Genomic DNA, 26,775 nt, shown 5'->3' on the forward strand with positions numbered 1-26,775 from the left:
GGGGTCGAATGGTCACCGTGCCGGCGGGAACGCCCGTCCACGACGACGTGCGCCCGAATTGTCACCCTCCGGCGAAGCCATTCTTGCGTATCCGGCGCGGCGCGGAGCGGGACCGCGAAGTTCGCACCCGTGGGCGTGGCAGTCGGCGCGGGGATGACGGCGTTCACGCGGGTCGGACGCGAGGCCGACGCCTCGGAGGGGCCGATGCGCCCGGGTGCGCTGCCGGCGGCGGTAGTGCCGGGCTCGGGTCAGAAGGTGGCGATGCGGTCGATGAGGAGCCGGTTGAACCGGATCAATCGGGCGTAGTTGGCGCGGGAGATGCGTTCGCCGGTGCCGTGGATGCGTTCCAGGTCGGCCGCTGACAGCATGATCGGCGCGAAGTTGCAGCGGGTCCGCGCCAGATCGTCGTAGTAGCGGGAGTCGGTGGCGGCGGGAACCACGCCGACGGTGACGGCCAGCCCCGGCACCACCGCGCGCGCCACATCGGCGACCACCTCGAAATCCGGTCCGGCGCTGGGGTTGGCCGATGGCTCGGAGCAGGTGCCGTCGAGTTCGATGGTGACTCCGTTGTCGCGCACCACCTTCCGGCAGTGCGCCAGGACACCGGCCACCGAATCACCGGGCAGGATACGGAAATTCACGTACGCCTCGGCCCGCTGCGGCAGCACGTTGGACTTGACCCCGCCGCTGATCACGGTGGGCGCGGTGGTGGTCCGCACCAGCGCCTCGGTCTGCGGCCGGGCGGCCAGCACCCGCGCCGCGATCGGCCCGGCCACATTGACCAGTCCGAGCAGGGTGCGCCGCGGTTCGGTCACGAATTTCCGCACCCGGGTGAGCATGTCGACGGCGACCGGGGTGAGCCGCAGCGGGAACGGATGGTCCTGGATCCGGGCCACCGCCCGCGCCAGCCGCCCGACCGCGGTCTGCCGTCCCGGCATGGACGAGTGCCCGCCCACATCGGTGACCGACAGCCGGACCGTCGCGAAGCCCTTCTCGCCCACCATGATCGTGGCCACCGGTACGTCGATGCCTTCGGCGACGCCGACGGTGATGACACCGCCCTCGTCCACCAGCAGCCGGGCCCGCACCCCCGCGTCCCGCAGCCGCCGCGACATCTGTCCCGCGCCGTCGGCCCCGAAGATCTCCTCGTCGTGGCCGAACGCGAGATACACCGTCTGCGTGGGCTCGACGCCGTCCCGCAGCGCCGCTTCGACCGCCTCGAGAATCGCGATCATCCGGCTCTTGTCGTCGATCGCGCCACGCCCCCAGATGAATTCGTCGTCCACGATCCCGCCGAACGGCGGATACGGCCAGCCGTCGTGGTCGTCGACGGGCACGACATCCATGTGCGCCAGCAGAATCGCGGCCACGGCTTCAGCGCCGGGCTCTCCGGTGCGCGTCCCCTGCCGCATGCTCCCGGCCGCCCCAACGTCGGCTGCCTTCGCCGCCTGCCCGGCTCCGCCCGCCAGGTGCTCGGCCGCCGCGCTGCCCGCCCAGCGGTACAAGCGGCTGTGGCCGAAGCTCTCCCAGGTGAGATGGGCGTGGACCAGGGGGAAGCATTTCTCCAGGTGGCCGGTGAGGCGTTCGAATTCGCCCGGGTCGATACGGCTGTGGTCCTCGTGAGAGACGGTGCGGCAGCGGAGCGCCCCCGCCAGCCGCTCGGCGGTGGCGTCGTCGACGGTGGGCGTGTCGGTCGGCGCGGTGCTGGTCATGGGCTAACCGCCGGTCCGGGGAGGGAAGGTCACGGCCACACTGGCATTGTTCACCAGATCAGGGATCAGGGAGACCGTCTTCTCGTTTCGCCACTTCGGAATCGCCTCGCTGAGGTCGCCGGGCAGGTCCGGGGTGCGGATCCCGGACAGCAGCGGCAGGTGCAGCTGCGCGGCGGTCACGGTGACGGGGGCATTGGCCGGCTGGTGCGCCCACACGTCGTCGACCACGTCGGTGACGCGGATGCCGATGCGATGTCCGGCGGGAATCGGCCAGTCCTGGGCGAGGAGCCGGACCTGTGTGGTCGGGGTGACCGGTGCGATGCCGCGGGTGATCACGGTGGCCCGATTGTCGGGTGCGATGTCGTAGACCTCGACGGTGACGCTGGCCGTGGCGGGACCGTCCAGGGTGAGCGTGGCGGTCGGCGCACCGGACAGCTGCTGATCCTGGGCGAGCGGTTCGGAGACGGTCCAGATTTCCCGGTCCGCGCCGGGCAGCAGCCCGCGATCGTTGTAGCGTCCGGTGCGCAGGTCGATGTCGAGGGCGCGGCTGTCGGCCGGCGGCCACGCCGTCTCCGCCCGCCAGCGGCCGTCGAACTGCCCGACCGTGACGCGCGGGCCGGGCACCGTCACATCCTTGCCCGCCACCTGCCGGTCGAAGAAGGCCAGCAGCTCCGAGGAGAACTGTGTGGCACCGCATTTCTCGCTGCAATCGCGGTGACCCCACTGCCCGAACATGGCCTTGTGCTCACCGGGGCCGAGCCCGTTCCACAGCTGGAAGACCCGGTCGGCGCGAGTGTTGTAGTCGACGAACCCCTGGCCGAGGAACAGCGGAATGGTGTTGCCGCGCAGCTTCTCCACCAGATCGCGGTCGCGCCAGAACGGCGTGCTCGCGTCGTGGTTGCTGGTCTCGGCCAGATACTGCTGGTAGCAGGCCGGATCGATGGACGACGCGTTGGCCTTGTACTCGGCCGAGTCATTGGGATGCGCGGGCGTCGACGCGATCAGCAGGTGCTCGAACCCGGCCATGTCCCCAGGCCGGAAACCTTGTTCACTGATCGGTTTCAGCGAGAACTTCCACGCGATGCCCTGCATGTACAGGTAGGCGTTGGGGTCGGCGACGACTTCGAACGAGGCCACCGCCGCCAATCCGGCCGGCTTCTCGGACAGCCCCATGAGCCCGGTCCACCCCTCGTAGGACACCCCGTACAACCCGACCCGCCCGGTCGACCACGGCTGTGCCGCCGCCCATTCCACCGCGGTCTTCACGTCCGACCGCTCACCCGGCCCCCCGAAGTCCGGGCACCCATTGGATCCGCCGAACCCGCGCAGGTCCACGATCACATAGGTGTACCCGGCGGCCAGGAGCATCGGCACCGGCAGATCCCCGGTCGAGGGCCCGCCACCGGGCCGCAACTCGGTCAACCGCGCCTCGTGCGACCGGTACGGACTCACCGTCATCACCACCGGCGTCCGCACATCGTCCCCGAGCCCCACCGGCCGCAGCACGTCCGCGTGCAACCGCGTCCCGTCGGGCGCGGTGATGAACTCCTCCCGCCACTGATACCCGGGATCCGCGCTCGCCTGGCCCGGCGCGACCACCGCTCCCATCACCAACAGCACGCCGACCACCGCGCGCCACACCACCATCCGCATGCTCACCATAGTGACCTTGGTGGTTGTGCGCGCCCCTGACCAGCCCCAGGAACCTGGGTGCACGATGGTCGGCGGCTCCGGTCATTCCGCGGGCGGCTCCCGGCGGCGAGCCCGCCGGTCGTTGATCCGGCCCACGATCTCCACGGCCAGGGGAATCCAGATCGGACTCAGGCCGAGCAGGAACAGCGGAACCAGAGTCTTGGCCAGTTCGAGCATCGGTTCGCGACCCTTCGGCTTCAGCTCGATTCGACGCCGACGGCGTCGCCCGCCAGTTCCCGGACCAGGAACGACTCCTGGGCGGCGAGCGCCCGGGAGAAGAACGGCTCGGCGTAGATCTCGAAGTGACCGGCCTGGTAGCGGTGCAGCTCGGCGCGGGGACCGAGCCGGGCGGCCGCACGCAGTGTCGGCTCGACCGGCGTGAGGTCGTCCAGTTCGCAGCCGAAGAACTGCACCCGGCACGGCACGCGGTCCAGATACTTGACGGCCCGGAAGAACGGCACGGTGGCGAAGTCGCGCAGGCCGACTCGATTCAGCCAGGTGGGTCCGGCGATCGGTTCGACGAATCCCCACGAGACATCCGAGACGTAGGCGGCCGCCGCGTTCGCGGGCCCGACAGCCTGGATGTAGTAGGGCTCGCGTCCCAACAGGCCGCGCCCCAGATCCCTGGCGACACAGGAGAACAGCCAGGCGACGCGGCGAATCGGCGTGGTGCGGATCAGGAATCGCAGTGTCGCGCGATTGTCCATGTTCGGGACCTGCGCGACGACGGCGGCGATCCGGCCGTCGAGCGCCGCCGCGGCGATGACCAGACCACCCGAGTACGAGGTGCCCCACAACGCCACCCGGGTGGCGTCGACCCCGGGCAGGTTGCGTGTCCAGTCGATGGCGGAGGCGTAATCATCGAGTTGCGAACCGACAGTGACCACCTCGCGCGGCCGCCCGCCGCTGCCGCCGAAGCCGGAGTAGTCGATGACCACGGCGTGCAGTCCGGCCGCGGCGAAGCGTTCGGCGTAGGCGGCCAGCCCACAGTCGCGGGTGAGTCCGTAGCCGTGCCCGAGGATCACCGCGGGGGTGCCGTGTTCGGTGCGCAGTCGGTCGGAGGCGGGCGGGTAGTGCCACGCGCTGAGCGAGTGGCCGCCCCGCGGGATGGCGACGTCCTGGCGGATCGGCGGCCGGGTGTCGGACGATAGTTCGGACGACATGGTGAAGCTCCTCGGTCGATTGTCGAGAGTCGGTGTCTGTGAAGGGCATTCGCCCTGCCCGGGGCGGTGCCCGCCGGGCGAGGCGGCTATTGCGGGGAGGCGCCGGTGTTCGCGGACATCGTCCGAAGCGCCGCCCAGAGTGCGCGTACCTCGGCGGTCAGCTCGTCCACTCGCTCCTGGAGATCTTCGAGCTGCCGCGTCTGGGCCCGAACCCGGCCCTGGAGCAGATGTTGTCCGGAGGCGGTCGGGAGGTTGAGCGTGCCGAGCACGGAGTCCTGGATCCGCAGCATCGAATCGCGGGCATCGGTCGCGCGATGCACCAGTTCGGTGGTCAGCGGCGCGGCCAATGCGGCGTTGACGGTGCCGAGCGCGGCGGACTGGAGGCGGTCGAGCGGCTTCACTTCGGGCTCTCTCGTCATGATCGGAGGGTGGGAATCGTTGTGGTGGACCGGAATTCACGATCGGACCGACCCAGCGGGGTGGCCGGCTCCGCGCCGTGCAGCCATTCCCGCAGGATGCCGTTCCAGTCGCCGGTGGCCCGCAGATGCCCGGCGGTGGCCATGACCAGCAGCATCATCCGCAGCACGACGGCCTGCTCGGCGGGCAGCGACTGCCGCCGGGTCATGCCGAAATACTGTGAGCTCGGGCTGATGGTGTTCACCAGCGCCTCGTTGATCACGTCCGGAGCCAGCTCGACCGGCCCCGCCGTGGCGGCCCACCAGAACAGGTCCCGGATGTAGGCGTGGGCGATCTCCGGGCTGACACCCTGTGCGTCGGTGATCATTCCGGCCCGGCGCATCTCCTCGAAGATCCGTTCGGGATCGTCGGTGAGGATCGCGCACAGCAGGGCCCGCTGCGTTTCGGCCTTCTCCCGGCCGAGATGCTTGTACAGGCCGAAATCGAGGAAGGCTACCCGGCCGTCGGGGCCCACCAGGAAGTTGCCCGGGTGCGGGTCGGGGGAGAACTGCCGGTGGTTGATCAGACCGCCGAAGTAGAACCGGAAGACGATCTCTGCCACCCGATCCCGCTCCTCGGCGGACCGGTCACGGATCTCCTCGAAGCGCGCGCCGTCGAAGAACTCGGTCACCAGCACGTGCGGTCCGCAGTGCGCGCCGATCACGTCGGGGACGGTGATGAACGGGTGCCCGCGGTACAGCCGCGCCACCGCGCGCTGGTTCATCGCCTCCAACTCGTAGTCGAGTTCTTCCTCGAGGCGTTCGCGGATCTCCTGGGCCAGGGCGGCCCAGTCGGTATTGGGTGCGATGGCGCGCCCGGCCCGCATGACCAGCGAGAGATTGCGCAGATCCGCCCGGATCGCCTTGTCGATGCCGGGGTACTGCACCTTCACCGCGACCGCGCGGCCGTCGCGCAGCCGGGCGCGATACACCTGCCCGATCGAGGCTGCCGCCAGCGGGGTCTCGTCGAAGTCGGCGAACACGCTGCCGAGCCGCACGCCCAGATCGCCTTCGATGACCCCGCGCATCTTGGCGAAGGGCACTGTCGGCGCGGAGTCGAGCAGCTTGGTCATGGCCTGCTGCATGTCCGAGCGGACCTCCTCGGGGAAGACGCCCATGTCGACGACGGCCAGCATCTGGCCGATCTTCATGGCCGCGCCGCGCATGGTGCCGAGCCCGGTCACGATCGCCTTGGCGGCCTCGGCCTGGCGGCGTTCCAGGGTGGCCGTGCGGTGCTCCTCGCCCCGGCCGGTCGCCGCGATCCGGGCGCCGACCTGACGGGCCGCCTGTCCGGCTACGACGCGGCCGAGGATCGCGGTGCGCGCCGTGCGGGAGGTCGGTAGTCGTTTCTCCTCGGGCATGGGTTCTCCTCCGCTCTCACCGGGCAGCCGTGCGGGCCGCGGCGGCCTTGCGCGCGCCCGCGATCATGGTGGCGGTGGACCGCCGCAGCAGCGCTCGTACCAGCGCGCCCGGAATCGGAAGCGCGGGAACGGATTCCATGGTGTACCGGACCCGGGTGCCGGCCGGGTCGACCCGGAATTCGACGGTCCCGACATGGCTGCGCACGGGCAGCCCGGACAGCACCCGGTAGACCATGCGCTCGCCGGGGACCAGCTCGGTGATCTGCTCGCGCACCCCGAAGCGGCCGAAGCCGAGGAAGTGGACCGCGCCCACGCCCTGCCGTTCGGTAGTGCCGGGTCGATCCAGGCGGGTGTTCAGCGGGAGGTAATCGCCGCTGCGCTCGCGGTCGGTGAACACCTCGTACACCAGGGGGAGCGGGGCCTCGATGACGGTTTCGACGGTATTAGACGGCATCGACGCCTCCGCGGCGGAAGGTGATGAAGCTGCGCACCAGGAACAGCACCTGTGCGGTCACCGCGAGCACGCCCAGCGGGCGGGTTCGCTTGCGCAGGAACATGATTCCCATGGCGGTCTCGGTGACGCCGAAGGCCAGCGTCTTGGGGCGCAGCGGCGCGCGATAGGCGATGGCGGTCATGCGATCCCAGGGGCGGGGGAAGATCAGGTGCGAGATGCCGATGACGGTCAGATACCAGCCGAAATACCGCAGCGGGGAGGTGTCCTCACGCTCGTCGGTATCGGGCTCGGTGAGCGTGGGGAGTTCAGGAGATGCCTGGGCTGTCATAGCCGTGGGTCCTGTCGCTAACGGACCGGGCGCGGGAGCGCGGCGGTCATGGCCATTGTGTACATAGATGTAGGTACCACACTGTAGGCTAATTTCGCGAGGGGTGGCCGACTATTGACTGACCGGTGGACGCTGAGCACGATTAGACAGCGAACGGCTCGCAAACTCTCAGATCAGAGGGGTTCCTATGAAGCGAAAGACCGGTCCCGACACCCTGTACCACGATCAATCCGCTTGGCGCGAGCTTCAAGAATTCCTGCCGTCCCGACTCCGGCTCACCACCGAGGCGGACCTTCCCGCCGAGGATTTCTGGGAATGGAACGGCAACAACATCCATCTCGACCAGTACCTGAATCCGAGCGCCCCCGCGAAAGTGATCCTGCATCACGGCGTCGGCACCAACGGCCGGCAGATGAACCTCATTCTGGGTAAACCCCTGGCGGACAAGGGCTGGGAGGTCACCGCGCTCGACAATCTGGGCTACGGCATGACGCAGGTCCGGCCCGAGGGCACCTACGGGTACGGCAACTGGATCCAGATGGTCACCGACTACCTGCTCTACGAGAAGTCGCGCGACGATCGCCCGATCGTGCTGTACGGCCTGTCGGCAGGCGGCATGGTGACCTATCACGTGGCTGCCCACGCCCCGCGCGGCACGCTGACCGGCATCGTGGGCATGACCTTCCTCGACCAGCGCAACCGGGACGTCTGGATCGCCACCGCGCACGACAAGTTCAGCGCCACCGTGGGCACCAAGGGCATCGAAGCCCTGGCCAAGTCGCCGATGAAGGGCCTGGAATACCCGATGAGCCTCGCCTCGAAGATGAGCGCGCTGTGCAACAACGACGACGCCATGAAAGTGTTTCTGGCGGACAAGACTTCGGCGGGCAACGTCGCGTCGATGAAGTTTCTCGACGATTACCGCACCTACGTCCCCGATATCGAGCCGCCCGATTTCGACGTCTGTCCGATCCTGCACACCCAGCCCGCGGCCGACCATTGGACACCGCTGGAATTGAGCAAACCCGTCCTCGACCCGATCAAGAAGGTTCCGGTGAAGCTGGTGATGCTCGAGAACGCCGGGCACTATCCGCTCGAGGAACCCGGACTCACCCAGATGGAGGACGCTGTCGACGCATTCGTGCGCGAGGTCACCGGCACCAACCCCTGAATCGCAGAGAGTCGGGTACCCCATGGCGAATGTAGAGCAAACCGCACCCGAGTCGGTGGCGGAAGCCTCCGCCGACTCGGTGCCGCGGAAGAGCCCGCGGGTGTGGCTGGCCCCCGCGATCGTGGTGTCACTGCTGATGGCGCTGCTGGCCACCATGTACCTGTCGTACGTGGTGGATCCGTCGAAGCACCTGCACGGATTCCCGGTCGCCCTGGTCGATCAGGACTCCGGCGACGTGATCGGCGGGCAGCCCACCAATATCGGCAAGCAGATCAATGATGCTCTGGTGCAACAGATTCCGGCCGACAAGTTCGATCTGCGGGTGCTGGGCATCAGCGAGGCGCAGCAGCAACTGAACACCGGCAAGGTGTACGGGGCCATTGTCATCCCCAGTGATTTCACCAAGCGGCTGGGCATCTTCGCGGCCGCCAGCGCCGTGCCCGGCGATGTCACGCGCCCACAGATCACGGTGTTCACCAATCCGCGCACCGGGACGTTCGGATCGCAGGTGATGCAGAACATCGCAGGAACGGCGCTGAAGCAGGCCAATGACACTGTGGGCCAACGGCTCACCGGCGCCGTGAACACCCAGCTGCAACCCTCCGGCGGCGTCGCCACGCTACCGGGGCTGAGCAAGCTCATGCTGGCCGCGCCGATCGAGGTGACGGTCACGCCGTTCCATCCGCTGCACGGCGGCACCGGCGGCGGGCTCACGGCCTTCTTCTACACCGTCATGGTGCTGCTGGCCGGCTTCACGGGCGCCATGGTGATCAATGGAATGGTCGACTCCTCCTTGGGTTTCGCGCCGACCGAGTTCGGGCCCTGGTACGTGCACTACCCGTCGGTACCGATCTCCCGCTTGCGCACGCTGTTCCTCAAATGGGCCATCATCACCGGCGTCGCGCCGGTGGTGGCGGGCATCTTCCTGGGTATCGGGAAATGGCTCGGCATGCCGATGGACCGCCCGTTGCTGTTGTTCCTGTACAGCACGTTCGCGATCATCGCGGTCGGCGTCACCGCGCTGTCGATCGTCTCCGCGCTGGGCACCATGGGTCTGCTGGTGAACCTGGTGCTGTTCATCGTGCTCGGCCTGCCGTCCTCCGGCGGCACCGTCCCGGTCGAGGCGATCCCCCGGCCGGTCGCCTGGCTGGCCGATTTCGAGCCGATGCATCAGGTGTACCTGGGCGTCCGCGCCATTCTGTATTTCAACGGCGACGGTTCGGCCGGTCTGAGCCACGCGTGCTGGATGACATTGCTCGGATTGGTGATCGGTCTGCTGGTCGGTCTGATCGTGACGGGCTACTACGACCGGAAGGAGTTGCACCGCGCACCCGCCCCCGCCCGCTGACGTCCGGCCGCTATCGTGGCGGCAAGCCCCGCAGATGAAGGTCGTGCCGCGTTGACCGCTACGCGAATACCCGCCGGTCGTGTCCGGTCGCGTCCCACCGCGCCGCGAACGCGTCCCCCGACCCGGCGCGTCATGATCCTGAACGCCGCCGTGGACGCCTTCGCGCACGGCGGCTACCACGGGACCCCGATGGCGGAGATCGCGGCGGCGGCGGGTATCTCCGCTCCGGCGCTGTACCGGCATTTCCGGAACAAGCGGGAATTGCTCGGGCAATGTCTGCTGGCCGGGCTCGACGACACCCTGGCGCGGCTCGAAGCCGCCTATCGCGCGGACCGGTCCGGGGCGGCGGTGCCGGCCGAACTGGTCCGGGTCGTCCTCGAACTGCGTGAGCTGCCCCGGTTGTGGCAGCTCGAGTTTCGTCATCTCACCCCCGGGGACCGGTCCGCGGTGCTGCTGCGCGCGGCCCGCATCACGGGCTATCTGCGGCATTGGATTCGGGGCTGTCGTCCCGACCTGGACGCCGCCGATGTCGAAATGCTGAGCTGGTGTGTGCTGTCGATCGCGGTGAGCCCGTCCTACCATCGGGCCGAACTGCCGCCGCAGGCCGCGGCGCAGGTGCTCGATTCCGTTGTCGCCGAGGTGATCCGGACCGAGTTCCCGCACCGTCCGGCGGGGCGGCCGCCGATGCGGCCGGCGCGTGCGATCGGCGGGAATCCAGCTCTGGATCGGGCGCTGCGATCCGAACGGATGCTCGCCGAGGCGGCCAAGCTGTTCAGCAGCCGCGGTTTCGCCGAGGTCGGGATCGAGGACATCGGCGCCGCGGTGGGCGTGTCCGGGCCCGCGCTGTACTACCACTTCAGGAACAAGGCCGAGCTGCTCGATCGGATCGTGCGCCGGCAGGACGAGTGGCTGCAGATGACGCTGCTGCGGGCGGTCGCCGAGACGCGCAGCGCCCAGGCGTCCCTGCGCTCGCTGCTGCGCAATTTCGCCCGATTCGGTGTCGACGAGCCCGATCTGCTGGCCATCACGGTCAGTGAGACCCGGCACCTGCCCACCGACGGGGTGCGGCGTTACCGGCAGGTCCGAGTGGACGGCATCGCGCAGTGGGGACGGATGCTGCAGGCGGTGCGGCCCGAGCTCCCGGCGGCGGTGGCGCGTTTGCTGATTCGCGCCCTGACGACGGTCGTCATCGAGGCGGTGCGCAATCCGCGCCTGCGGTGGCGCGACGATCTCGTGGACGTGCTGGTGGCGGTCGGCGATCGGATCACCACGGCACCGGTCCGGTGAATTGTGCCACTTAGCCGCGATTAACTTATTCGATCGGTCCGGCCTGCTACCAGTGCGGAAATGGCGAGTATTCACGCGGTTTCCTACTTATCGGTCATTAACAAGCCATTGTCAGCCGGTGGTGGGTTCTCGAACAGTGGTGCCCGTGACCCATTACAAGAGCAACGTCCGCGATCTCGAATTCAACCTGTTCGAGGTATTCGGGCTCGGAACCGTCCTGGACGCGGGCGCCTTCGGCGACCTCGACGCCGACACCGTGCGCACCATGCTGGCCGAAGCCGCCCGCCTGGCCGAGGGCCCGGTGGCGGCCCCGTACGCCGAGACCGACCGCACCCCACCGGTTTTCGACGCCGCGGCACACGCGGTGCGGCTGCCGGAATCGTTCAAGCAGGCGGTCCGGGTCTGGCGCGACGCGGACTGGTGGCGGGTGGGCAAGGCGGAGGAGATCGGCGGGATGCCCGCGCCCGCGATCGTCTCCTGGGCCATCTCGGAATTCGTGCTCGGCGCCCAACCGGCCGCCTACATGTACCTGAGCGGCCCGATGATCGCCAATGTCGTGCACGGTGTCGGCACCGCGCGGCAGCGGCACTGGGCGAAGCTTATGATGGACCGCAACTGGGGCGGCACCATGGTGCTCACCGAGCCCGACGCCGGCTCCGACGTCGGCGCGGGCCGTACCAAAGCCATTGCGCAGGAGGATGGTTCGTGGCGGCTGGAGGGCGTCAAGCGTTTCATCACCGGCGCCGACTCCGACGACCTGTTCGAGAACATCGCGCACCTGGTGCTGGCGCGGCCGGAGGGCGCGGGACCGGGTACCAAGGGTCTGTCGCTGTTCTTCGTGCCGAAGTTCCATTTCGACCCCGAGACCGGCGAACTCGGCGACCGCAACGGCGTCTTCGTCACCAATGTCGAGCACAAGATGGGTCTCAAGGCCTCGGCCACCTGTGAGCTGACCTTCGGCGGAGACGGCGTCCCGGCCGTCGGGTGGCTGGTGGGCGAGGTGCACGACGGCATCGCGCAGATGTTCAAGGTGATCGAGGAAGCCCGGATGATGGTCGGCACCAAGGCGATCGCCACGCTGTCCAGCGGCTACCTCAACGCCCTGGACTACGCGCGCCAGCGCGTGCAGGGCGCGGATCTGACCCGGCAGTCCGACAAGGCGGCCCCGAAGGTGACGATCATCAACCACCCCGACGTGCGCCGCTCACTGCTGCTGCAGAAGGCGTACGCGGAGGGGTTGCGCTCGATCTACCTCTACACCGCCGGACACCAGAACGATGAGGTGGCGCAGCATCTTTCGGGCGCGGACCCGGAGCTGGCCGCGGCGGTCAACGACCTGCTGCTGCCGATCGTGAAGGGTGTCGGCTCCGAGCGGGCCTACCAGTACCTGGCCGAATCGCTGCAGACCCTGGGCGGTTCCGGCTTCCTGCAGGACTACCCGATCGAGCAGTACATCCGCGACGCCAAGATCGACTCGCTGTACGAGGGCACCACCGCCATCCAGGCACAGGACTTCTTCTTCCGCAAGATCGCCCGCAACCGCGGTGTCGCGCTGGGGCATGTGCTCACTCAGGTCCGCCGGACCGCGGAATCCGACGGTCCGGCGCGGCTGAAGCTCGCCAAGGAGCAGCTGTCGGTCGCGGTCGAGCGGGTGCAGGACATGGCGGGGATCCTGACCGGCCATCTGCTGGCCGCCGGGGAACAGCCGACCGAGCTGTACAAGGTCGGTCTGGGTTCGGTCCGCTTCCTGATGGCCGTGGGCGATCTGCTCGTCGGGTGGCGGCTGCTGGCCGGCGCCGAGACCGCGCTCGCCGCACTGGATTCCGCCGACGCCGATCGCCGCTTCTACGAGGGCAAAGTGGCTACGGCCACGTTCTTCGCCGGGCAGATCCTGCCCCGTCTCGACGCCGACCGCGACATCCTCGCCGCGCTCGACGACGAGATCATGTCCCTCGGCGAGGCCGCCTTCTAGGCCGGTTGGAGCTGCTTGAAGGCGCGCGGGCCCATGCCCTTCCAGCGCCGGAACGCCTGCGAGAAGCTCGACACCTCGAGATAGCCCAGGCGCTGGGCGATCTCGGCGACCGGCAGCGCCTGCGCGACCAGCATCTCCTCGGCGAGGCGTTCGCGGACCTCGTCCAGCAGGGCACGGTAGGACGTGCCCTCCTGGGCGAGGTGATGGCGCAGGGTGCGCTCGCTCATGTGCAGCGAGTTCGCGATGGCGACCGCGTCGGGCGGGTCGGTCAGGTTCTCCAGCAGCTGGTCGCGGACCTGTCCGGCGATGCCGGTGCGGGCGCGGCGGCGGTCGAGCAGGTCCCGGCAGTGCTGCATGGCGATCGCCGCGGTCTGCTCGTTGGCCTGCGGCAGCGGCGCGTCGGCGAGGGCGGCGTCGAAGGCGAGGATGTTCTGGTCCGCGTCGAATTCAGGTCGCATACCGAAGATTTCGTCGTAGTGCGGCAGGACGTCGTCCGGGGGAGCGGGGAAGGCGAAGCTCACCCGGGTCAGGGCGGTCGGCACGGCGAGCAGATCGCGGTGCAAGGTCTGGATGCCCGCCATATCGCGTTCGATGGTGAAGCGGCGCAGTTCCGGCGGGATGCGCAGCGGTTCGAGGATCAGTTCCAGATCCGGGCCGTTGTCGCGGTGCGCGGTCTCGCTCAGGGAGAAGCTCAGTTCGGCGAATTGGAAGCCGACCCGGATGGCCGAGCGCAGGGTGGGGCTGCTGATCATCGCGAATCCCCACATGCCGTAGGAGGTGAGCCGGAACCGGGCGCCGGCGGTGAGGCCCAGACCCGGCGGATTCCCGAGCTCGCGCACCAGATTGCCGATAATGGCCAGCTCCTCGGCCGCGGCCACCTCGCCACTGGGATCGGCCAGCTGCGCCGCGGTGATCCCGCTGTCGCGCAACAGAGTTGCCGTCGAGAGCCCGTGCTCTTCGCCGAGCCGGGTCGTGAGCAGGGCGCCCATCGTCGAGCGCGGTACATCCCAATGAACCACGGAGCTCCCTGGAACCGGTCGGACATGTCCTTGCCGATTCTAGTAACTCCGTGGTTCGGGTGGGCCGAGGCGGCACGGCGAGTGCTCGCTACTGCGTGTACTTGGTGACGAACTCCGCGATCGCGTCCTGCATCTGCTGCAGGCCGGGCTCCTCGATCGGGTAGTGGCCCGCGTTGTCGAGCATGACGGTGGTGACCGGGACCTTGGTGATCGGATCGAGCACCGGCGTGCTCAGGTGCAGCGGCGACCAGCGGTCCTCGGCGGGCTGGGTGAGCAGGACCGGGCAGGCGTCGAAGTCGGCCGGTTCCACCGCGGGCTGGTAGCTCATGTAGGAGTCCAGGAAGCGGATCGGCACCGAGTTGCCGCCCGAGGTCTTGTCGCGGGTCATGACCCTCAGCGCCGCTTTGTCGTTCACCAGCGCGGACATCTTCGAGGCCAGGGTCATCGGGTAGCGGAAGCCCCGGGCGGGGGTGTGAGCCAGAGCGCCCATCAGCGGCCCGCCCAGGCGGGCGGTGACCAGGTCGTGGGCCGTCTCGTCCTTGACCTGCTGGTCGCGCTGGTCCAGGAACGTCATGCCGACGATGCCGCGCAGCGTGCCCTTGGGCGCCTTGGCCGCCACGTGATAGGTGAGCATGCCGCCCGCGCTCAGACCGTAGAGCACGATCGGCCGGTCGTCGCGGGACTGCTCATAGGCCAGGAAGTCCACCACCAGATCGACCCAGTCGGCGTAGCTGGGGATGGTGCCGTCGGCGACCCGGGTCAGGCCGTAGCCGAGATTGTCGAGAGCCACGGTCTCGAACCCGCGCTGCGCCAGCGGCGCGCCGAGAATGAGGCTCATCTGACGGCCATTGGTGCCGACACCGTGGTGCAGGACGACTTTCGCATTGGCGCTCGGATTACGGTAGCGATCCAGGTGCACGGTATTTCCGCGCCATTCCCAGAAATCCTCTTCCGGTGCGTTGGTCTCGTCCAGCCGCAGCCGAGCGGGCAGGAATTCCTGCAGGTCGCGCCAGGCTTGCTGGTCGCGGTAGAACAGGGGGGTGGTGTTGGCGGTCATCGATTCGTCCTTTCGTTGAATGCTGTCGGCGTCCGTCCGGAATTCGGGTTTTCCTCGGTTCCGTGATTCATCGAGCTGCTATTGAATTTATGAATTCCGGACGGTTCGCCACAGGTTGCGGACGGCCGATGAGTTACTGGATTCGGCAAGCCGTCAGGAGACCGGCACCTGTCCGGCCAGCGTGCGCAGCGCCTCCGGGCTGGTGCCGGCCCGCCGGGCCAGGGCCTCCAGCTCGGCCAGCAGCATCGCCACCTCGCCCGGCGCCGCCCCCGAATGCGAGCTCAGCGAGCGTTTGGCCATCGGCGACCAGAACACCGTCCACAGCAGTCCGGTCAGCACCCCGGCGGGCAGGCGGTCCAGGAAGCGCATGTTCACCGGGGTGAGCCGAATCCGATTGCCGCGCACCGCCGCGAAGCCCGCCCGGATCGCGGTGGCCAGTGCGCGGGCGTCGGACCATCGCAGCCTGGGGCCGAAACGTCCGCGCGGCGGGACATAGCCCATCGCCATGATCGGAGCCATATAGGCCGCATGGGTTTTCAGCCAGGCGTCGATATCGGGATCGACGACCGTGGGAATCCCCGCGGCATTGAACGCGTCCCGGGCCGCCGCCAGCTCGGGGGTGACCGCACCGTCGAGCGTCCCGACCGTGGTGACCTGCACGAATTTCAGTGCCGCCGGCACGATGGCGTATTCGAGCACTTGGTCCTGGAGATCGGCGAGCACGGCCGGGAAGCCCCACAGCAGCCGCCGCGCCCCGATCCGATCGGCCCACTGCCCGGCCCCGGACGCGCAGTTGAACATCAGCATGATCGCGCGAGATCCATTGGCCGCCAAGGTCGGAATCAGCGCCTCGATGTGCGGCCGCTGCACCGCCACGATGATCAGGTCGTAAGTCTCCCGGAGCTCGGTCGCGAGCCCGACTCGCACGGTCGCGGTCTTCCCGCTGAGCCGCGAACGGGTGACCAGCCCGTGCTCCCGCAGATACGCGCGCCGAACGTCATTGCGCACGACCATCGTCACGTCCTGCCCGGCCGCGGCGAGCTGGGCCGCGAACAGACTCCCGATCGATCCCGCGCCCAGGACCGCGATGCGCTGTGGTGTGGTCATAGCGTGAACCGTCCGATCCGCGAGGCCGCCGCCTGGACGAACCAGAGGTTGCCGTCGGATCCGGCGACGATGCCGTCGGGCACGGTCGCGAATCCGACATTGCGCACCTCGGTGATCTGCCCGTCGGTCGAGATCCTGCCGAGGTTCGCGCCGCCGTACTCGGTGAACCAGAGATTGCCGTCCGGTCCCGCGGTGATGTTCACCGGCAGGGTGGTCGCGGTCAGCGGCCCGGTGAACTCGTCGACCTTCCCGGTGGGCGTGATCCGGCCGATGCGGCCGCCGAAAGTCTCGGTGAACCACAGGTTTCCGTCCGGCCCGGCCGTGATGCTGACCGACCCGGCCATCGGCGTGATGCCGTCGGTGAACACGGTGACCTGGCCTTGCGGCGTGATCCGGCCGATGCCGCCGAAGCGCTGTGTGAACCACAGGTTGCCGTCGGCCCCGGCGACGATGTCGGTGGGCGCGGCCAGCGGATTCGGCCCGCCGTCGAATTCGGTCACCACCCCGTCCGGGGTGATGCGCCCGATCTTGTTCGAGACCGATTCGGTGAACCAGAGATTCCCGTCCGGCCCGGCCGCGATGCCGAACACGCTGCTACCCGGCGTGATGCCGGCCGCGAACTCGGTGATCACGCCATCGGGAGTGATGCGCCCGATGCGCCCGCCGAACCATTCGGTGAACCACAGGTTCCCGTCCGGCCCGGCCGCGATCCGGTCGGGACCGCTCAATGCGCTGAGTCCGGTGCGGAATTCGGTGAGCGCCCCGGCCGGGCTGATTCGGCCGATGGCATTGCCGGTGAGTTCGGTGAACCAGAGATTGCCGTCGGGTCCGGCAGCGATGGTCGCGGGCGAGGACATCGCCCGCAAGGGAAACACCGTCAGGGCTGAATCATCCTGTGCGGCTGCGGCTCCCGCGGTCGCACAGAGGGTCGCGGCGGTGGTGAGGACCGTGACCGCCGCCGCGAGGCGCGGGAACCGGTCGGGTCGCCGGGCTCGGTTGTGGGCAGATGACATTCATCGCTCCTAATTCAGGAGGGCGTGGACTGTTGCCACCCGCAGCTCAGGCCACAGGTGACGAACAGGGTGGATTCGTGGTCACCGCTGAGGAATTCCGTGGTGACCACGTGCGCCTGCGACGGATAGCCGCAGACGGGGCAGGTGCCCAGGTGATCGAGGATCTCGCGCCGGTAGCGCGTGCGGATGAAGCGGGGCGGGGAGGTCACGGTCGACGTGGCGCGCGCACCGCTACACCCCGGTGAGCTCGGCGCTGCGTTGCCAGATGCGCTGGTGCAGTGCGGTATCGGAGAGGGCGGCGAGTGGCGGCAGGAAGCGCAGCCCGGGTGTGGAGGTGACGAACCGCCCGGTGACCCCGTCCAGGGCGGGATCGAGGATGAGGCGCAGGCCCGGGCGCGCCCCGGCGGCGGGGCGGCGCAGGATGCGGGCCCGCGCGCCCACCGACCAGGTGCTGCTGACCGCGGAACTGTCCCGGACCAGGCCGGTGGAGACCGCGCCGGGGCAGAAGCAGTTCGCGGTGACGGTGGTGCCGTGCAGCTGCCGTGCCAATTCCTTGGTGAACAGGATGTTGAGCAGCTTCGACTGGCCGTACACCAGCTGTCCGCCCCACGCCCCGTACTCCGTCGGCCGGGCCAGGGTGGGCGCGTCGGGGCGGCGCGCGTGGCGGTGGGCCTCGGAGGCGGTGTTGACGACGCGGGCCCCGGGGGTCTTGGTCAGCAGGTCCAGGACGCCGACGGTGAGCAGAAACGGCGCCAGGTGGTTGGTGGCGATCATGGCGTCGAAACCGTCCACGGTCGGCGGCTCGCTGCGGAACAGGGTGATGCCCGCGTTGTTCACCAGGACGTCGATGTGGTCGAGGCGGTCGTGGAGTCGCGCGGTCGCGGCCCGCACCGAGGACAGGTCGGACAGATCGGCCTCGACGACATCGACGTGCGCGGCCCCCAGTGCGAGCAGTTCCGCCGTGGTTTCCGCGGCCTTGCGCGGATTTCGGGCGATCAGGGTGAGGCGGGTGTGGCGGGTGGCGAGGTCGCGGGCGATCTCCTTGCCGATGCCGTTGGTGGCTCCGGTGATCACGATCTCGGCCTTGTCGACCGAGCGTGCTGCGGGTGCGGACATGTTCTTCCCTTGTCGTCGATCAGTGGGTGCCGGAATGGCCTTGGGGCAGTGGCTACTCGAGCGGCGGCGGCTATTTGAGGGGCATGGCGCCGTCCATTCCGCCGACGTCGGTGATCTTCCAGCCCGCGTTGCTGTCGACGGTGACGTTGTAGGTGACCGTCATCTGGCCGCCGTCGGGGGTCTGGGCGCTGGTGGAGGTCACGCTGACGAAGGCGTTGACCTTGTACACCCCGCCGGACTCGCTCGCCACCTTGGCGGTGATCGGCTTCGCGGTGGAGGTCCACTTCAACGGGATCAGGATCTCCTGCAGCTTGGGCGCGGTGGCGTCGAACTTGTTGGCCAGCTGCGGGGTGGTGTTGGTCTTGAGCCGGTCGACCCAGGCCTGGAAGTTGGCGTTGTCGATATTGGACGCGCCGACCGCGTAGTCCGCGGCCACCTGCTCGGCGTGCCGATTGCCGGCGGCCGTGTCTCGCTCGTGCCGGGCGTCGCCGCGGGCCGAGAGCCACAGTGCGGTGGTCGCGCACAGGGCGGCCGCTACACCGAGGTACGCCGCGCCGCGCGCGATGGTCGTCACGGGCACCGATCGGGCGGTGCGCACGCGGACCTTCGGTTCCGGAGCCTGGTCGGTGGCAGTATCTTCGGTGGTGGTCGTGGTCGGCATGGGGGCTCCTCGGTCGGTCATTTGAGATGGATCCGCAGCCGGACGGCATCGTCGCCGACGCCGTCCAGCGCCGCGCTGATCAGGCGGCTCAGATCGATGCGGGGGGATTGCGCCACCGCGTCGTCCACCAGTGGACGCAGCACCGGAACCAGCGGCGCCAGCTCCGGCCCCGCGGTGTCGACCCACGCGGTGAGCCGGGTCAGGAACGGCACCAGCCCGTTCTCGTCGAGGTACATCTGCGGGCCGTCGCCCGCCCGGAACAGCCGCCCGAGCGCCTGGGCGATCTGGTCCACGCGCACACTGAATTCCACGAACGGCGGTGCGGCGGCCGGAGCCGCGGTCGCGACCCAGTCGATGTCGTCGGCCATGGTCTGCATGTCGGTGAACGTCTTCGTGATCTCGGGCAGGCGGCTGTCCAGACTTGCGGCCAGCAGCGCGGTCGAGCGACCGAGGTCGGCCATGGCCGAGTCGGTGCCGTCCAGGGCGCCGCCGAAGGTGCCGGTGAGCCGGCTCATGGCCGCCGGATCGAGTTGATTCAGCACCTGCGTCATCAGCCGCGCCACCTCCGGAATCGAGCGCGGCCGCGAGATCCGCTCGGCCGAGATCGTCTGTCCGTCACGCAGATACGGCCCGCCCTCGGACTTCGGCGTGAACTCCACGTAGGGCTCGCCCAGCGCGGACAGATGCTCGATGCTCACGGCGCTGTCGACCGGGATCGGGTACCTGCCGGTCACCCGGAAGTGGACCTCGGCCCCGGCGTCGGCGTCGCGCACCGCGGTGACGTCGCCGACCCTCACGCCGCTGAGCAGGATCGGCGACCCGATGGCGAGGCCCACCGTATTGCCGAGAACCATGGTGGCGGTGGTGTATTCGGCCATCGGATCGACCCCGGCCACCCCCACCGCCAGGTATCCCGACCCCAGCACCAGAATGCCGGCGATACCGCCCAGCGAGACCAGCGAACCGAGCTTCATCGCACCACTCCGATCATGCGCAGCGTCTCGACTATCCGGTCGACCTGCTCGTCGCGCGAAACCGGATCACCGGTGCTCACCCGCACCACGTCGACCTTGGGCCCGCGCTCGGCGAACGGAATCACCTTGTCCCGCAACAGCGCGACCAGCGCGTTCAGATTCGACGGCGCATCCAGGTCCAGCGGCCGCGCCGTGAACGCCAGCGGCACGAAGGCGCGCGCCGCCGCGTCCCCGGCGCTCACCAGCGGGGCCAGCCACACCAGGGCGTGCGCGACCGGACCGAGTGCGCCGATCACCCCGATGGCACCGACGAACGAGGTGATCGCCGCCGAGACCTGCGCCACCGCGGGCGGGGTCAGCAACTCTCCGAACAGCTCGTCGCGAGTGCGCACCACCGCGGCGTCGGTGGCGAGCCCGTCCAGGAAGACGTCCACCTGATCGAGGTGAGCGGCCAGATCCTGGGCATCGGCTCCCGCTACGCCCGCGATCCGCGCGGTCTCGCGTGGATCGGCGGGCAGCACGCTGTTGAAGCGGTTGACGATGTCCTGCAGCTTGTCGAACGCGCCGCCCTGGATGAAGGTCGCCATCCCCGCCATGGCGTCTTCGATCTGCACGGGCGGCTTGGTCTGCCGCAGCGGAATGGTGGCGTCATCGTCGAGCAGCGTGCCGAATCCGTCCGCCGGAGTGCGCAGGGCGATGTGGATGTCGCCGAGCACCGTGTTCTGCCGCAGTTCCGCCGAGGTGGTGGCCGGCAGGTGCGCCGAGCGCTGGACCGTCGCGTCAACGCGAACGAATCCCGCACGCCCGGGCGCGGCGTCGACCAGCGTCACCTTGGTGACGGTGCCGATCCGGGCCCCGTTGGCCACCACCTTGGCCCGCAACGGCAGGTTCAGGACATTGGTGAATTCGATGTGGATGTCATAGGTGAGGCCCGAAACACCGGTTCCCGGAACGGGAATCGCGGCGGGGTCGAAGCCGCACCCGCCAGCCGCGAGAATCGTGACCGCCGCGATCGCCGTCGAGAGCCGCCGCCCGCGCGCCGCCCTCATCGCGCACCCGCCAGGCCGAGAACCGCCCGGGTGACCTGCAGATCGGCGCGGCCCGAGCCGACCGCGGAGGTGACCGCCGAGGTGAGAATCGGTGTCTTGGTGACGATCTCGCGCAAGGTTCCGACATGCGCCCCGAGAAAGCGCAGCAGCGGAATCGATGCGTCGAGGGCCTCGAAGATCGGATCGCCGAACAGCGTGGTGACGTCGTTGAACAGTGGCAGCACCCGCCGGAAGCCGTCGATGATCACCACGGTCTCGGTGAAGAGCTCGTTGTTGACCTGATCGAGCACCGGGCCCATCCGCGTCAGCATGGATTCGATGTCCCCCCAATGGTTCGCGATGGCCTCCGACAGCGAGGACAGCGCGTCGATCAGCCCCGCCAGATGCCCGATGGCGGCGTCCGGGGAATGCAGTGCGCTGCTCAGCTTTCGGATGATCTCGTTGAGCTGCGGCCCGGTGCCCGCGGTCGCGGAATCGAGCGCGGCGACGGCCCGGCCGAGGGTGTCGTCCTGGTCGCGGCCCAGCACCTCGCTCGAGAGCTGGGCCATGGCGTCGAGGGTCTGGGTGATGCTCTTGGGCGTCAGCGTCCGGGTCAGGCACTGGCCACGATCCCAGCGCTCGGTGGCCTGCCCGCCGCTGAGCACGGCCAGGTCCCGGTCGGCGACGACGGTGTCGGAGACCGTGGTGGCCGCGGCGTCGGCCAGTACCGGATGCGTTGCGTCCACGGTGAAATCGACGCGGACCTTGGTTCCCTGCGGTACGACCGCGGTGACCGTGCCGACCGTGATGCCGCGCATGGTGACGTGGTTGCCCGGGTACAGTCCGATGCCGTCGGGCATGAGGGCGCAATAGGCGTCGGTCTTGCGCAGTGGATCGAAGGCGACCACATAGGTGACGGCCACCGCGGCACAGACCGCCAGCACGCCCAGCACGGACATGAGCGCGCGAGATCCCAAGACCCGGTGCAGGATTCGGTCGGACATCAGCACGCCTTCCCCGGGACCGGAACGCACACCGTCGCGGCGACGTCGGTGACCCCCAGCTGGCCGTCCGGCAGCACCAGCTGCTGGAACTTCTCCAGCAGGCCGTGTACGGCGGTGATCAGGGGCTCGAGCTTCCCGCCCAGCTCGGTCAGCCGGGTCGCGGCGGTGGACAGCTGCTCCGCCATGGGTTTCAGCGTCGATTCCCACGCCGGTTGCAGCCCACCCAGGCGATTCACCACCCGGTCCAGGGACCGCACGGCCTCCCGTAGCTCGGCGCGATTGTTCACCAGCAGGGTCTCGAGCAGATTGATCTTCTCGATGAGCCGCCGCAGTTCACCGCGCGCACCGTCGATGGCGGTGACGTACTCGTCGGCCAGCGCCACGGCCCGCGACACGTCCGCGCGCTGGCGATCCAGCACGTCCACGAACCCCTGGACGCCGTTCAGTACCTCGCGCAGACTGCCGGGACTCTGCTCGAGCGATCCGGCCAGCGCGGACAGGTTGCCGCGCAGGGTGTTTCCGTTCATGGCGCGCAGCGGCGCGGTCGCGTCCTGGAAGGCCTGGATCAGGCTGTAGGGCAAACGAACACGATCCGACGGAATGTGCTGCTGCCCCAGCGGTTTCGTTCCCGCGGGAACGACCGCCACGTAGTGGCCGCCGACGACGGTGAGCATGCGGATGTCCAGGGAGGTCAGATCGCCGAGGAACACGCCCGATCGCACGGTGAATCGCATGATCACCCGATCCGGGCGCAGCTCCAGGTCTTTCACGGTGCCGACCGGCACCCCGGCCACCCGGACGTCGTCGCCAGCCTGGACCGATTGCGCCTCCGACAGCTCGGCGACATAGGTGCGAGCGCCGAACGGGACGGCGTACAACACGGCGGCGGCCAGCAGACCGGCGGCGAACACTACGGCCGCGACCAGCCCGGCCCGCAGTTCGCGGCGTCTCACGGGTTGCATATCGTCACCTGCTGTCCGCGGAGCAGAACCTGCAGAACCGGTGGCACATCAGCCTTTCCCTTGGTGCACAGCGACCCCGCGCCGGCGAAGTTCGGAATCGACGCCGACAACGCGGCCAGCGCGCCCGGCAGCCGGCTCAGGGCGTCGACCGTCTGCTGCGGGTCGGGGAACAGCCGCCGCACGACGGCGTCGATATCGGGGTTGTCGCCCACATTCAGCCCGAGCGTCGCGAGCAGACTGTCCAGCGGATATAGCACCGGCGGCGCGGTGAGCGCGAAGTCGAGCAGCCCGTTCATGTTGACCTGCAACGACTCGTAGACATCGGCGAGATTGCGCAGCAGGCTGACCAGCCCCTGCGAACGTCCCCCCAGCTTGTCGGAGATGTCGGCCAGATTCGCCATCAGCACCGAGATCACCCGCTGCCGGTCGCCGGCGTACGCGCCGAGCTTGCCGATGGCGTCGAGGGCCGGACCCAGTCCGGTCCCATTGCCCTCGATGACGGCGAGCATGCTCTCGGAGAACGTGTTGAGCGCCTCGGGGGACAGGGTCGCCAGTACCGGCTTCAAACCGTTGAACAGGGCGGTCACGTCGAAAGACGGGACGGTGTGCGCGGTTCCGATGACCGCGCCGCCGGGCAGCCGCGCGCGCGGATCGGCGGGCTGCTGCACATCGATGTACCGCTGCCCGGTCATGTTCTGATACCGGATGGCGAGCGTGCTGTTGTCGTAGAGCGCGGTGTCGGTGCGAGCCGTGAACCGCACCGACGCCTGCGCCCCCGCCAGCTCGATCTCGCCGACCTTGCCCACCGCGACACCGCGGATCCGCACGTCGTCGCCGGACTTCAAACCGTTGGCATCGGTGAACAGCGCACGGTAGGAACGGGTCTCGCCGTTGATCGGCCGCTGGATCAGGCTGATCACGAGCGCCAGTACGGCCAGCATCGTCCCGGCGAACAGGGCCAGCCGCCACAGCGCCGGTCCGACCGCCTTCATCGGGCTCCCCCGAGCAGCGGGACGGCCACGGCGGGAACACCGCTCAGCTCGACGTCCAGGTTCAGCACCGGACCCGACGGTGTGTCCGGCATGGCGTCGCGCAGCCGGGTGAGCAGTTCGGCGATCTCGGCGCCGGAGGGCTGCGGGGCGGGCACCATCTGTGCCAGCACGGTGAGCAACGGCGCGAGCATATCGGTGAACCCGGAGAAGGTCGCGGCGTGGAACAGTGTGCTGGTCAGCGTCGGGAACAGCTGGGTGATCACCATGTTCAGGCCCGCGTCGATGCGGGTGCGATCGTTGCGCAGGTCCTCGATGCGATAGATGTGGTCGATGGTGCTGACCGTTGCGTCCACCAGTTCCGAGGTGGGCCCGAGCGCATTCCCGAAGCGGCCCAGCAGTTGCGAGGGCTGCAGCCGCTGATTGTCGGCGACCACGCGGGCCATCGACACCATCGACTGCAGGAACGGCGTGAAGGCGCGCAGATCCGTGGCCAGCCGGTCGATGAGCGTGGACAGCTGTGGGGTGAGCACCGCGGTCGACACCGTCGACATGCTGCGCAGCAGACTGCCCATGGTGGCGTCGTAGACGTCGGCGGCGCGCACGCCGGTGAGATGGATCTCCGCGCCGGGCCGCAGCGGCTGCCCGCCGGGCCCGCGCCGCAGTTCGATCTCACTGATCCCGAACAGGTTCTCCGGCGCGTAGTCGACGCGCAGGCTGTCGTCGAGGCCGTGCAGCCGGGACGCGGTCAGCCGCAGCGTGATTCGCTGGGTGCCGGCGGGGCCGGGGGAGATGTCGTCGACGCGCCCGATCGCGACCCCGTCGAGCGAGACGCGGCTGCCGGCGTCGATGCCGTCGCCGATCTGCTCGGTGTACAAGGCCACCCGCATCCCGTCCTCGGGCCGGGTCGCGTGGTAACCGGTTGCGGCCGTGGCCATCAGCGCGACGGTGGCCGCCGCGCCCACGCCGATCAGCAGCGAGCGGCGCCGGTCGACGGGCACCCCCGGCATTCCATAGGTCGGCATCACGTCACCCCGTGAATTCCACGGCACTGTCGATGCCCCACAGCAGCAGAGTGAGCACCATGTCCAGCGCGATGATGACGACGAAGCTGGCGCGCACCGCCCGGCCGGAGGCGATGCCCACGCCCTCGGGGCCGCCGGTGGCGAAGAAGCCGAAATAACTGTGAATGAGAATCACCGCTGTCCCGAAGACGAGAACCTTCGTCACCGCCGCGAGAATGTCGGCGCCGCTGACGAATTGGTAGAAGTAGTGGTCGTAGACGCCGGTGGCCTGGCCGTGTAGCAGGGTCACCAGCCCGGCGCAGGCCAGGTAGCTGAGGATCAAGGCGATCAGGAAGGTCGGCACGATGGCCACGGCGCCGGCGATCACCCGGGTGGTCACCACGAACGGAATCGACCGCAGGCCCAGCGATTCCAGCGCGTCGATCTCCTCGGCGATGCGCATGGAGCCGATCTCGGCGGTCATCCGGCATCCGGCCTGCGCCGCGAAACCGATGGCCGCGGCGATCGGGGCCAGTTCGCGGGTATTGGCGAAGGCCGACACCACGCCGGTCACCGGGCCCAGCCCGATCATGTCCAGGGTGGCGGTGGATTCGATGCCGACCGAGGCGCCCATGGCCAGCCCCAGCACGATCATCATCGGCACGGTGCCGCCGCCTACGATGATGGAGCCCTGGCCCCAGGTCATATTGTTGATTGTGCGCATGGTCTCGGCCCGGTAGCGGCGCAGCGTCAGCGGCACCGCGGTCAGCACGTGCCAGGCGAAACCCAGTGCGAATCCGGCGTTTTCGAGTGGTCCGAGCAGCGCGGAGCGCTTCATCGCGTAGTAGCGGATCGCGGCGGGCCGGTGTGTCGAGGGCGTCATGTCAGGCCACCCGGGTCGGCAGGAACATGGTCACCAGCTGGGTGACGAGCACGTTCACCACGATCAGCGTCACCACCGAGAGCACCACCGCCGCGTTGACGGCGTCGGCGACGCCGCGCGGGCCGCCCTCGGCCTCGAGGCCGCGCTGGCAGGCGATGACCACCACCAGGAATCCGAAGATCACCGACTTGCCCAGCGACACCCAGACATCGGTGACGACGGTGAACGAGCCGAAGGCCGACCAGTAGCTGCCCGGCGTCACGCCCTGCGCGCCGATCGCGACCGCGTACCCGGCCAGCACGCCGACGAAGATGATCAGGACATTGAGCAGTGGCGCGACCACCACCATGGCCACCATGCGCGGGACTACCAGCCGGGCGACCGGGTCGATGCCCATGGTGCGCAGGGCGTCGATCTCGTCGCGAATGGTGCGCGCGCCCAGGTCGGCGGCGATCGCCGCCGCGCCCGCGCCGCCGAGCAGCAGCCCGGTCGCCAGCGGCGCGCCCTGGCGGATCACGCCCAGCCCGCCCGCGGCGCCGATCAAGGAATCCGCGCCCAGATCGTGGATCAGATTGCCGACCTGCACCGAGACGATCACTCCGAACGGGATGGCCATGAGCACGGCCGGCAAGGCGGTGACGCCGACGATGAACCAGGCCTGAAAAGTGGTCTCGCGCCAGTGGAAGCGCCACCGCACGGCGTCGGAGGCGCCCGCGCGCACGGCCTCGAGTCCGGTGAGGACGCAGCGGCCCAGCGTGGCGATCGACGACCCGATCGTGCCCGAGAAATTGTCCCGCGCGATGGCGAAGGACGTGGGTCCGCGATCCGGTCGATTCACCGCTCGCTCGGCCGTGTTCATTCGGGATAGCTCCTGTCGGAATGGGCGTCGCTGCACTTCCGGCCCCGGGCGAACCGAGACTACACTCCGGTACCTACACATATGTCCACACCGGTGGTTGGAAGTCTGGGTGTGTCGGAGCCCACTGTCAAGGGGGTGGTTGACGAATTCCTCGAT

At 68.9% G+C, this 26,775-nt stretch carries 27 protein-coding genes; 4 read left to right on the forward strand and 23 right to left on the reverse strand.

The window, feature by feature from the left end; all coding sequences use genetic code 11:
• Nucleotides 1-248: 248 nt before the first annotated feature.
• The 8 genes from ACWEOI_RS31480 to ACWEOI_RS31515 all read right to left on the reverse strand — a co-directional run bounded on the left by ACWEOI_RS31480 (nucleotide 249) and on the right by ACWEOI_RS31515 (nucleotide 7,165).
• Nucleotides 249-1,712, reverse strand: coding sequence for a M20/M25/M40 family metallo-hydrolase (locus ACWEOI_RS31480; RefSeq protein ID WP_452361940.1), 1,464 nt, complete (start codon nucleotides 1,710-1,712; stop codon nucleotides 249-251).
• Nucleotides 1,713-1,715: 3 nt separating this feature from the next.
• A complete protein-coding gene (locus ACWEOI_RS31485) occupies nucleotides 1,716-3,374 on the reverse strand; it encodes a CocE/NonD family hydrolase (RefSeq protein WP_452361941.1) in 1,659 nt (552 codons plus the stop codon).
• Between the two features lie 72 nt (nucleotides 3,375-3,446).
• Nucleotides 3,447-3,581, reverse strand: a complete 135-nt coding sequence (locus ACWEOI_RS31490) for a hypothetical protein (RefSeq protein ID WP_452361942.1) — start codon at nucleotides 3,579-3,581, stop codon at nucleotides 3,447-3,449.
• Between the two features lie 20 nt (nucleotides 3,582-3,601).
• Nucleotides 3,602-4,567, reverse strand: a complete 966-nt coding sequence (locus ACWEOI_RS31495) for an alpha/beta hydrolase (RefSeq protein ID WP_452361943.1) — start codon at nucleotides 4,565-4,567, stop codon at nucleotides 3,602-3,604.
• Between the two features lie 86 nt (nucleotides 4,568-4,653).
• Complete coding sequence (locus tag ACWEOI_RS31500; protein ID WP_452361944.1) at nucleotides 4,654-4,986, reverse strand: hypothetical protein; 333 nt, start codon at nucleotides 4,984-4,986, stop codon at nucleotides 4,654-4,656.
• Nucleotides 4,983-6,383, reverse strand: coding sequence for an ABC1 kinase family protein (locus ACWEOI_RS31505; RefSeq protein ID WP_452361945.1), 1,401 nt, complete (start codon nucleotides 6,381-6,383; stop codon nucleotides 4,983-4,985). Before ACWEOI_RS31505 ends, ACWEOI_RS31500 begins: the two co-directional genes overlap by 4 nt.
• A gap of 16 nt (nucleotides 6,384-6,399) precedes the next feature.
• Nucleotides 6,400-6,837 (reverse strand): SRPBCC family protein, encoded by a 438-nt coding sequence (locus tag ACWEOI_RS31510; protein WP_452361946.1) that lies wholly within the window; start codon nucleotides 6,835-6,837, stop codon nucleotides 6,400-6,402.
• Entirely contained in the window at nucleotides 6,827-7,165 is a 339-nt protein-coding gene (locus ACWEOI_RS31515) for a hypothetical protein (protein WP_452361947.1), read from the reverse strand. Before ACWEOI_RS31515 ends, ACWEOI_RS31510 begins: the two co-directional genes overlap by 11 nt.
• Nucleotides 7,166-7,352: 187 nt before the next feature.
• Between ACWEOI_RS31515 and ACWEOI_RS31520 the strand changes: the two genes are divergently transcribed.
• The 4 genes from ACWEOI_RS31520 to ACWEOI_RS31535 all read left to right on the forward strand — a co-directional run bounded on the left by ACWEOI_RS31520 (nucleotide 7,353) and on the right by ACWEOI_RS31535 (nucleotide 12,943).
• A complete protein-coding gene (locus ACWEOI_RS31520; RefSeq protein ID WP_452361948.1) occupies nucleotides 7,353-8,336 on the forward strand; it encodes an alpha/beta fold hydrolase in 984 nt (327 codons plus the stop codon).
• Between the two features lie 22 nt (nucleotides 8,337-8,358).
• On the forward strand, nucleotides 8,359-9,684 hold the full coding sequence (locus ACWEOI_RS31525; RefSeq protein ID WP_452361949.1) for a YhgE/Pip domain-containing protein: 1,326 nt from the start codon (nucleotides 8,359-8,361) through the stop codon (nucleotides 9,682-9,684).
• A 132-nt stretch (nucleotides 9,685-9,816) separates the two neighbouring features.
• Entirely contained in the window at nucleotides 9,817-10,971 is a 1,155-nt protein-coding gene (locus tag ACWEOI_RS31530; protein WP_452361950.1) for a TetR/AcrR family transcriptional regulator, read from the forward strand.
• 145 nt (nucleotides 10,972-11,116) lie between these two features.
• Complete coding sequence (locus tag ACWEOI_RS31535) at nucleotides 11,117-12,943, forward strand: acyl-CoA dehydrogenase (protein WP_452361951.1); 1,827 nt, start codon at nucleotides 11,117-11,119, stop codon at nucleotides 12,941-12,943.
• On the opposite strand, the gene ACWEOI_RS31540 is transcribed toward ACWEOI_RS31535, so the two are convergent.
• The 15 genes from ACWEOI_RS31540 to ACWEOI_RS31610 form a co-directional block, all read right to left on the reverse strand.
• Entirely contained in the window at nucleotides 12,940-13,932 is a 993-nt protein-coding gene (locus ACWEOI_RS31540; RefSeq protein WP_452361952.1) for an AraC family transcriptional regulator, read from the reverse strand. The two genes, ACWEOI_RS31535 and ACWEOI_RS31540, sit on opposite strands and share 4 nt — an antisense overlap.
• Nucleotides 13,933-14,050: 118 nt before the next feature.
• Nucleotides 14,051-15,019 (reverse strand): alpha/beta hydrolase, encoded by a 969-nt coding sequence (locus ACWEOI_RS31545; protein ID WP_452361953.1) that lies wholly within the window; start codon nucleotides 15,017-15,019, stop codon nucleotides 14,051-14,053.
• A 153-nt stretch (nucleotides 15,020-15,172) separates the two neighbouring features.
• On the reverse strand, nucleotides 15,173-16,126 hold the full coding sequence (locus ACWEOI_RS31550) for a ketopantoate reductase family protein (RefSeq protein WP_452361954.1): 954 nt from the start codon (nucleotides 16,124-16,126) through the stop codon (nucleotides 15,173-15,175).
• Nucleotides 16,123-17,139, reverse strand: a complete 1,017-nt coding sequence (locus tag ACWEOI_RS31555; protein ID WP_452361955.1) for a virginiamycin B lyase family protein — start codon at nucleotides 17,137-17,139, stop codon at nucleotides 16,123-16,125. Before ACWEOI_RS31555 ends, ACWEOI_RS31550 begins: the two co-directional genes overlap by 4 nt.
• Before the next feature lie 14 nt (nucleotides 17,140-17,153).
• On the reverse strand, nucleotides 17,154-17,348 hold the full coding sequence (locus tag ACWEOI_RS31560) for a hypothetical protein (protein WP_452361956.1): 195 nt from the start codon (nucleotides 17,346-17,348) through the stop codon (nucleotides 17,154-17,156).
• A 22-nt stretch (nucleotides 17,349-17,370) separates the two neighbouring features.
• Complete coding sequence (locus ACWEOI_RS31565; protein ID WP_452361957.1) at nucleotides 17,371-18,255, reverse strand: SDR family NAD(P)-dependent oxidoreductase; 885 nt, start codon at nucleotides 18,253-18,255, stop codon at nucleotides 17,371-17,373.
• 70 nt (nucleotides 18,256-18,325) lie between these two features.
• Nucleotides 18,326-18,916 carry a hypothetical protein gene (locus tag ACWEOI_RS31570; RefSeq protein ID WP_452361958.1) on the reverse strand — a complete coding sequence of 197 codons (591 nt, stop codon included), beginning with the start codon at nucleotides 18,914-18,916 and terminating at the stop codon, nucleotides 18,326-18,328.
• A gap of 17 nt (nucleotides 18,917-18,933) precedes the next feature.
• Nucleotides 18,934-19,890, reverse strand: a complete 957-nt coding sequence (locus tag ACWEOI_RS31575; protein ID WP_452361959.1) for an MlaD family protein — start codon at nucleotides 19,888-19,890, stop codon at nucleotides 18,934-18,936.
• Nucleotides 19,887-20,939 (reverse strand): MlaD family protein, encoded by a 1,053-nt coding sequence (locus ACWEOI_RS31580; protein ID WP_452361960.1) that lies wholly within the window; start codon nucleotides 20,937-20,939, stop codon nucleotides 19,887-19,889. Before ACWEOI_RS31580 ends, ACWEOI_RS31575 begins: the two co-directional genes overlap by 4 nt.
• Nucleotides 20,936-21,922 (reverse strand): MlaD family protein, encoded by a 987-nt coding sequence (locus ACWEOI_RS31585; RefSeq protein ID WP_452361961.1) that lies wholly within the window; start codon nucleotides 21,920-21,922, stop codon nucleotides 20,936-20,938. Before ACWEOI_RS31585 ends, ACWEOI_RS31580 begins: the two co-directional genes overlap by 4 nt.
• A complete protein-coding gene (locus tag ACWEOI_RS31590; RefSeq protein ID WP_452361962.1) occupies nucleotides 21,922-22,884 on the reverse strand; it encodes an MlaD family protein in 963 nt (320 codons plus the stop codon). Before ACWEOI_RS31590 ends, ACWEOI_RS31585 begins: the two co-directional genes overlap by 1 nt.
• On the reverse strand, nucleotides 22,872-23,876 hold the full coding sequence (locus ACWEOI_RS31595) for an MlaD family protein (RefSeq protein WP_452361963.1): 1,005 nt from the start codon (nucleotides 23,874-23,876) through the stop codon (nucleotides 22,872-22,874). The genes ACWEOI_RS31590 and ACWEOI_RS31595 overlap by 13 nt, the downstream gene beginning before the upstream one ends.
• Nucleotides 23,873-24,898, reverse strand: coding sequence for an MlaD family protein (locus tag ACWEOI_RS31600; RefSeq protein ID WP_452361964.1), 1,026 nt, complete (start codon nucleotides 24,896-24,898; stop codon nucleotides 23,873-23,875). The genes ACWEOI_RS31595 and ACWEOI_RS31600 overlap by 4 nt, the downstream gene beginning before the upstream one ends.
• 4 nt (nucleotides 24,899-24,902) lie before the next feature.
• Nucleotides 24,903-25,715 carry an ABC transporter permease gene (locus tag ACWEOI_RS31605; RefSeq protein ID WP_452361990.1) on the reverse strand — a complete coding sequence of 271 codons (813 nt, stop codon included), beginning with the start codon at nucleotides 25,713-25,715 and terminating at the stop codon, nucleotides 24,903-24,905.
• Between the two features lie 46 nt (nucleotides 25,716-25,761).
• On the reverse strand, nucleotides 25,762-26,619 hold the full coding sequence (locus ACWEOI_RS31610; RefSeq protein WP_452361965.1) for an MlaE family ABC transporter permease: 858 nt from the start codon (nucleotides 26,617-26,619) through the stop codon (nucleotides 25,762-25,764).
• Nucleotides 26,620-26,775 lie beyond the last annotated feature (156 nt).

The organism is Nocardia sp. NPDC004340 (genome assembly GCF_053602575.1).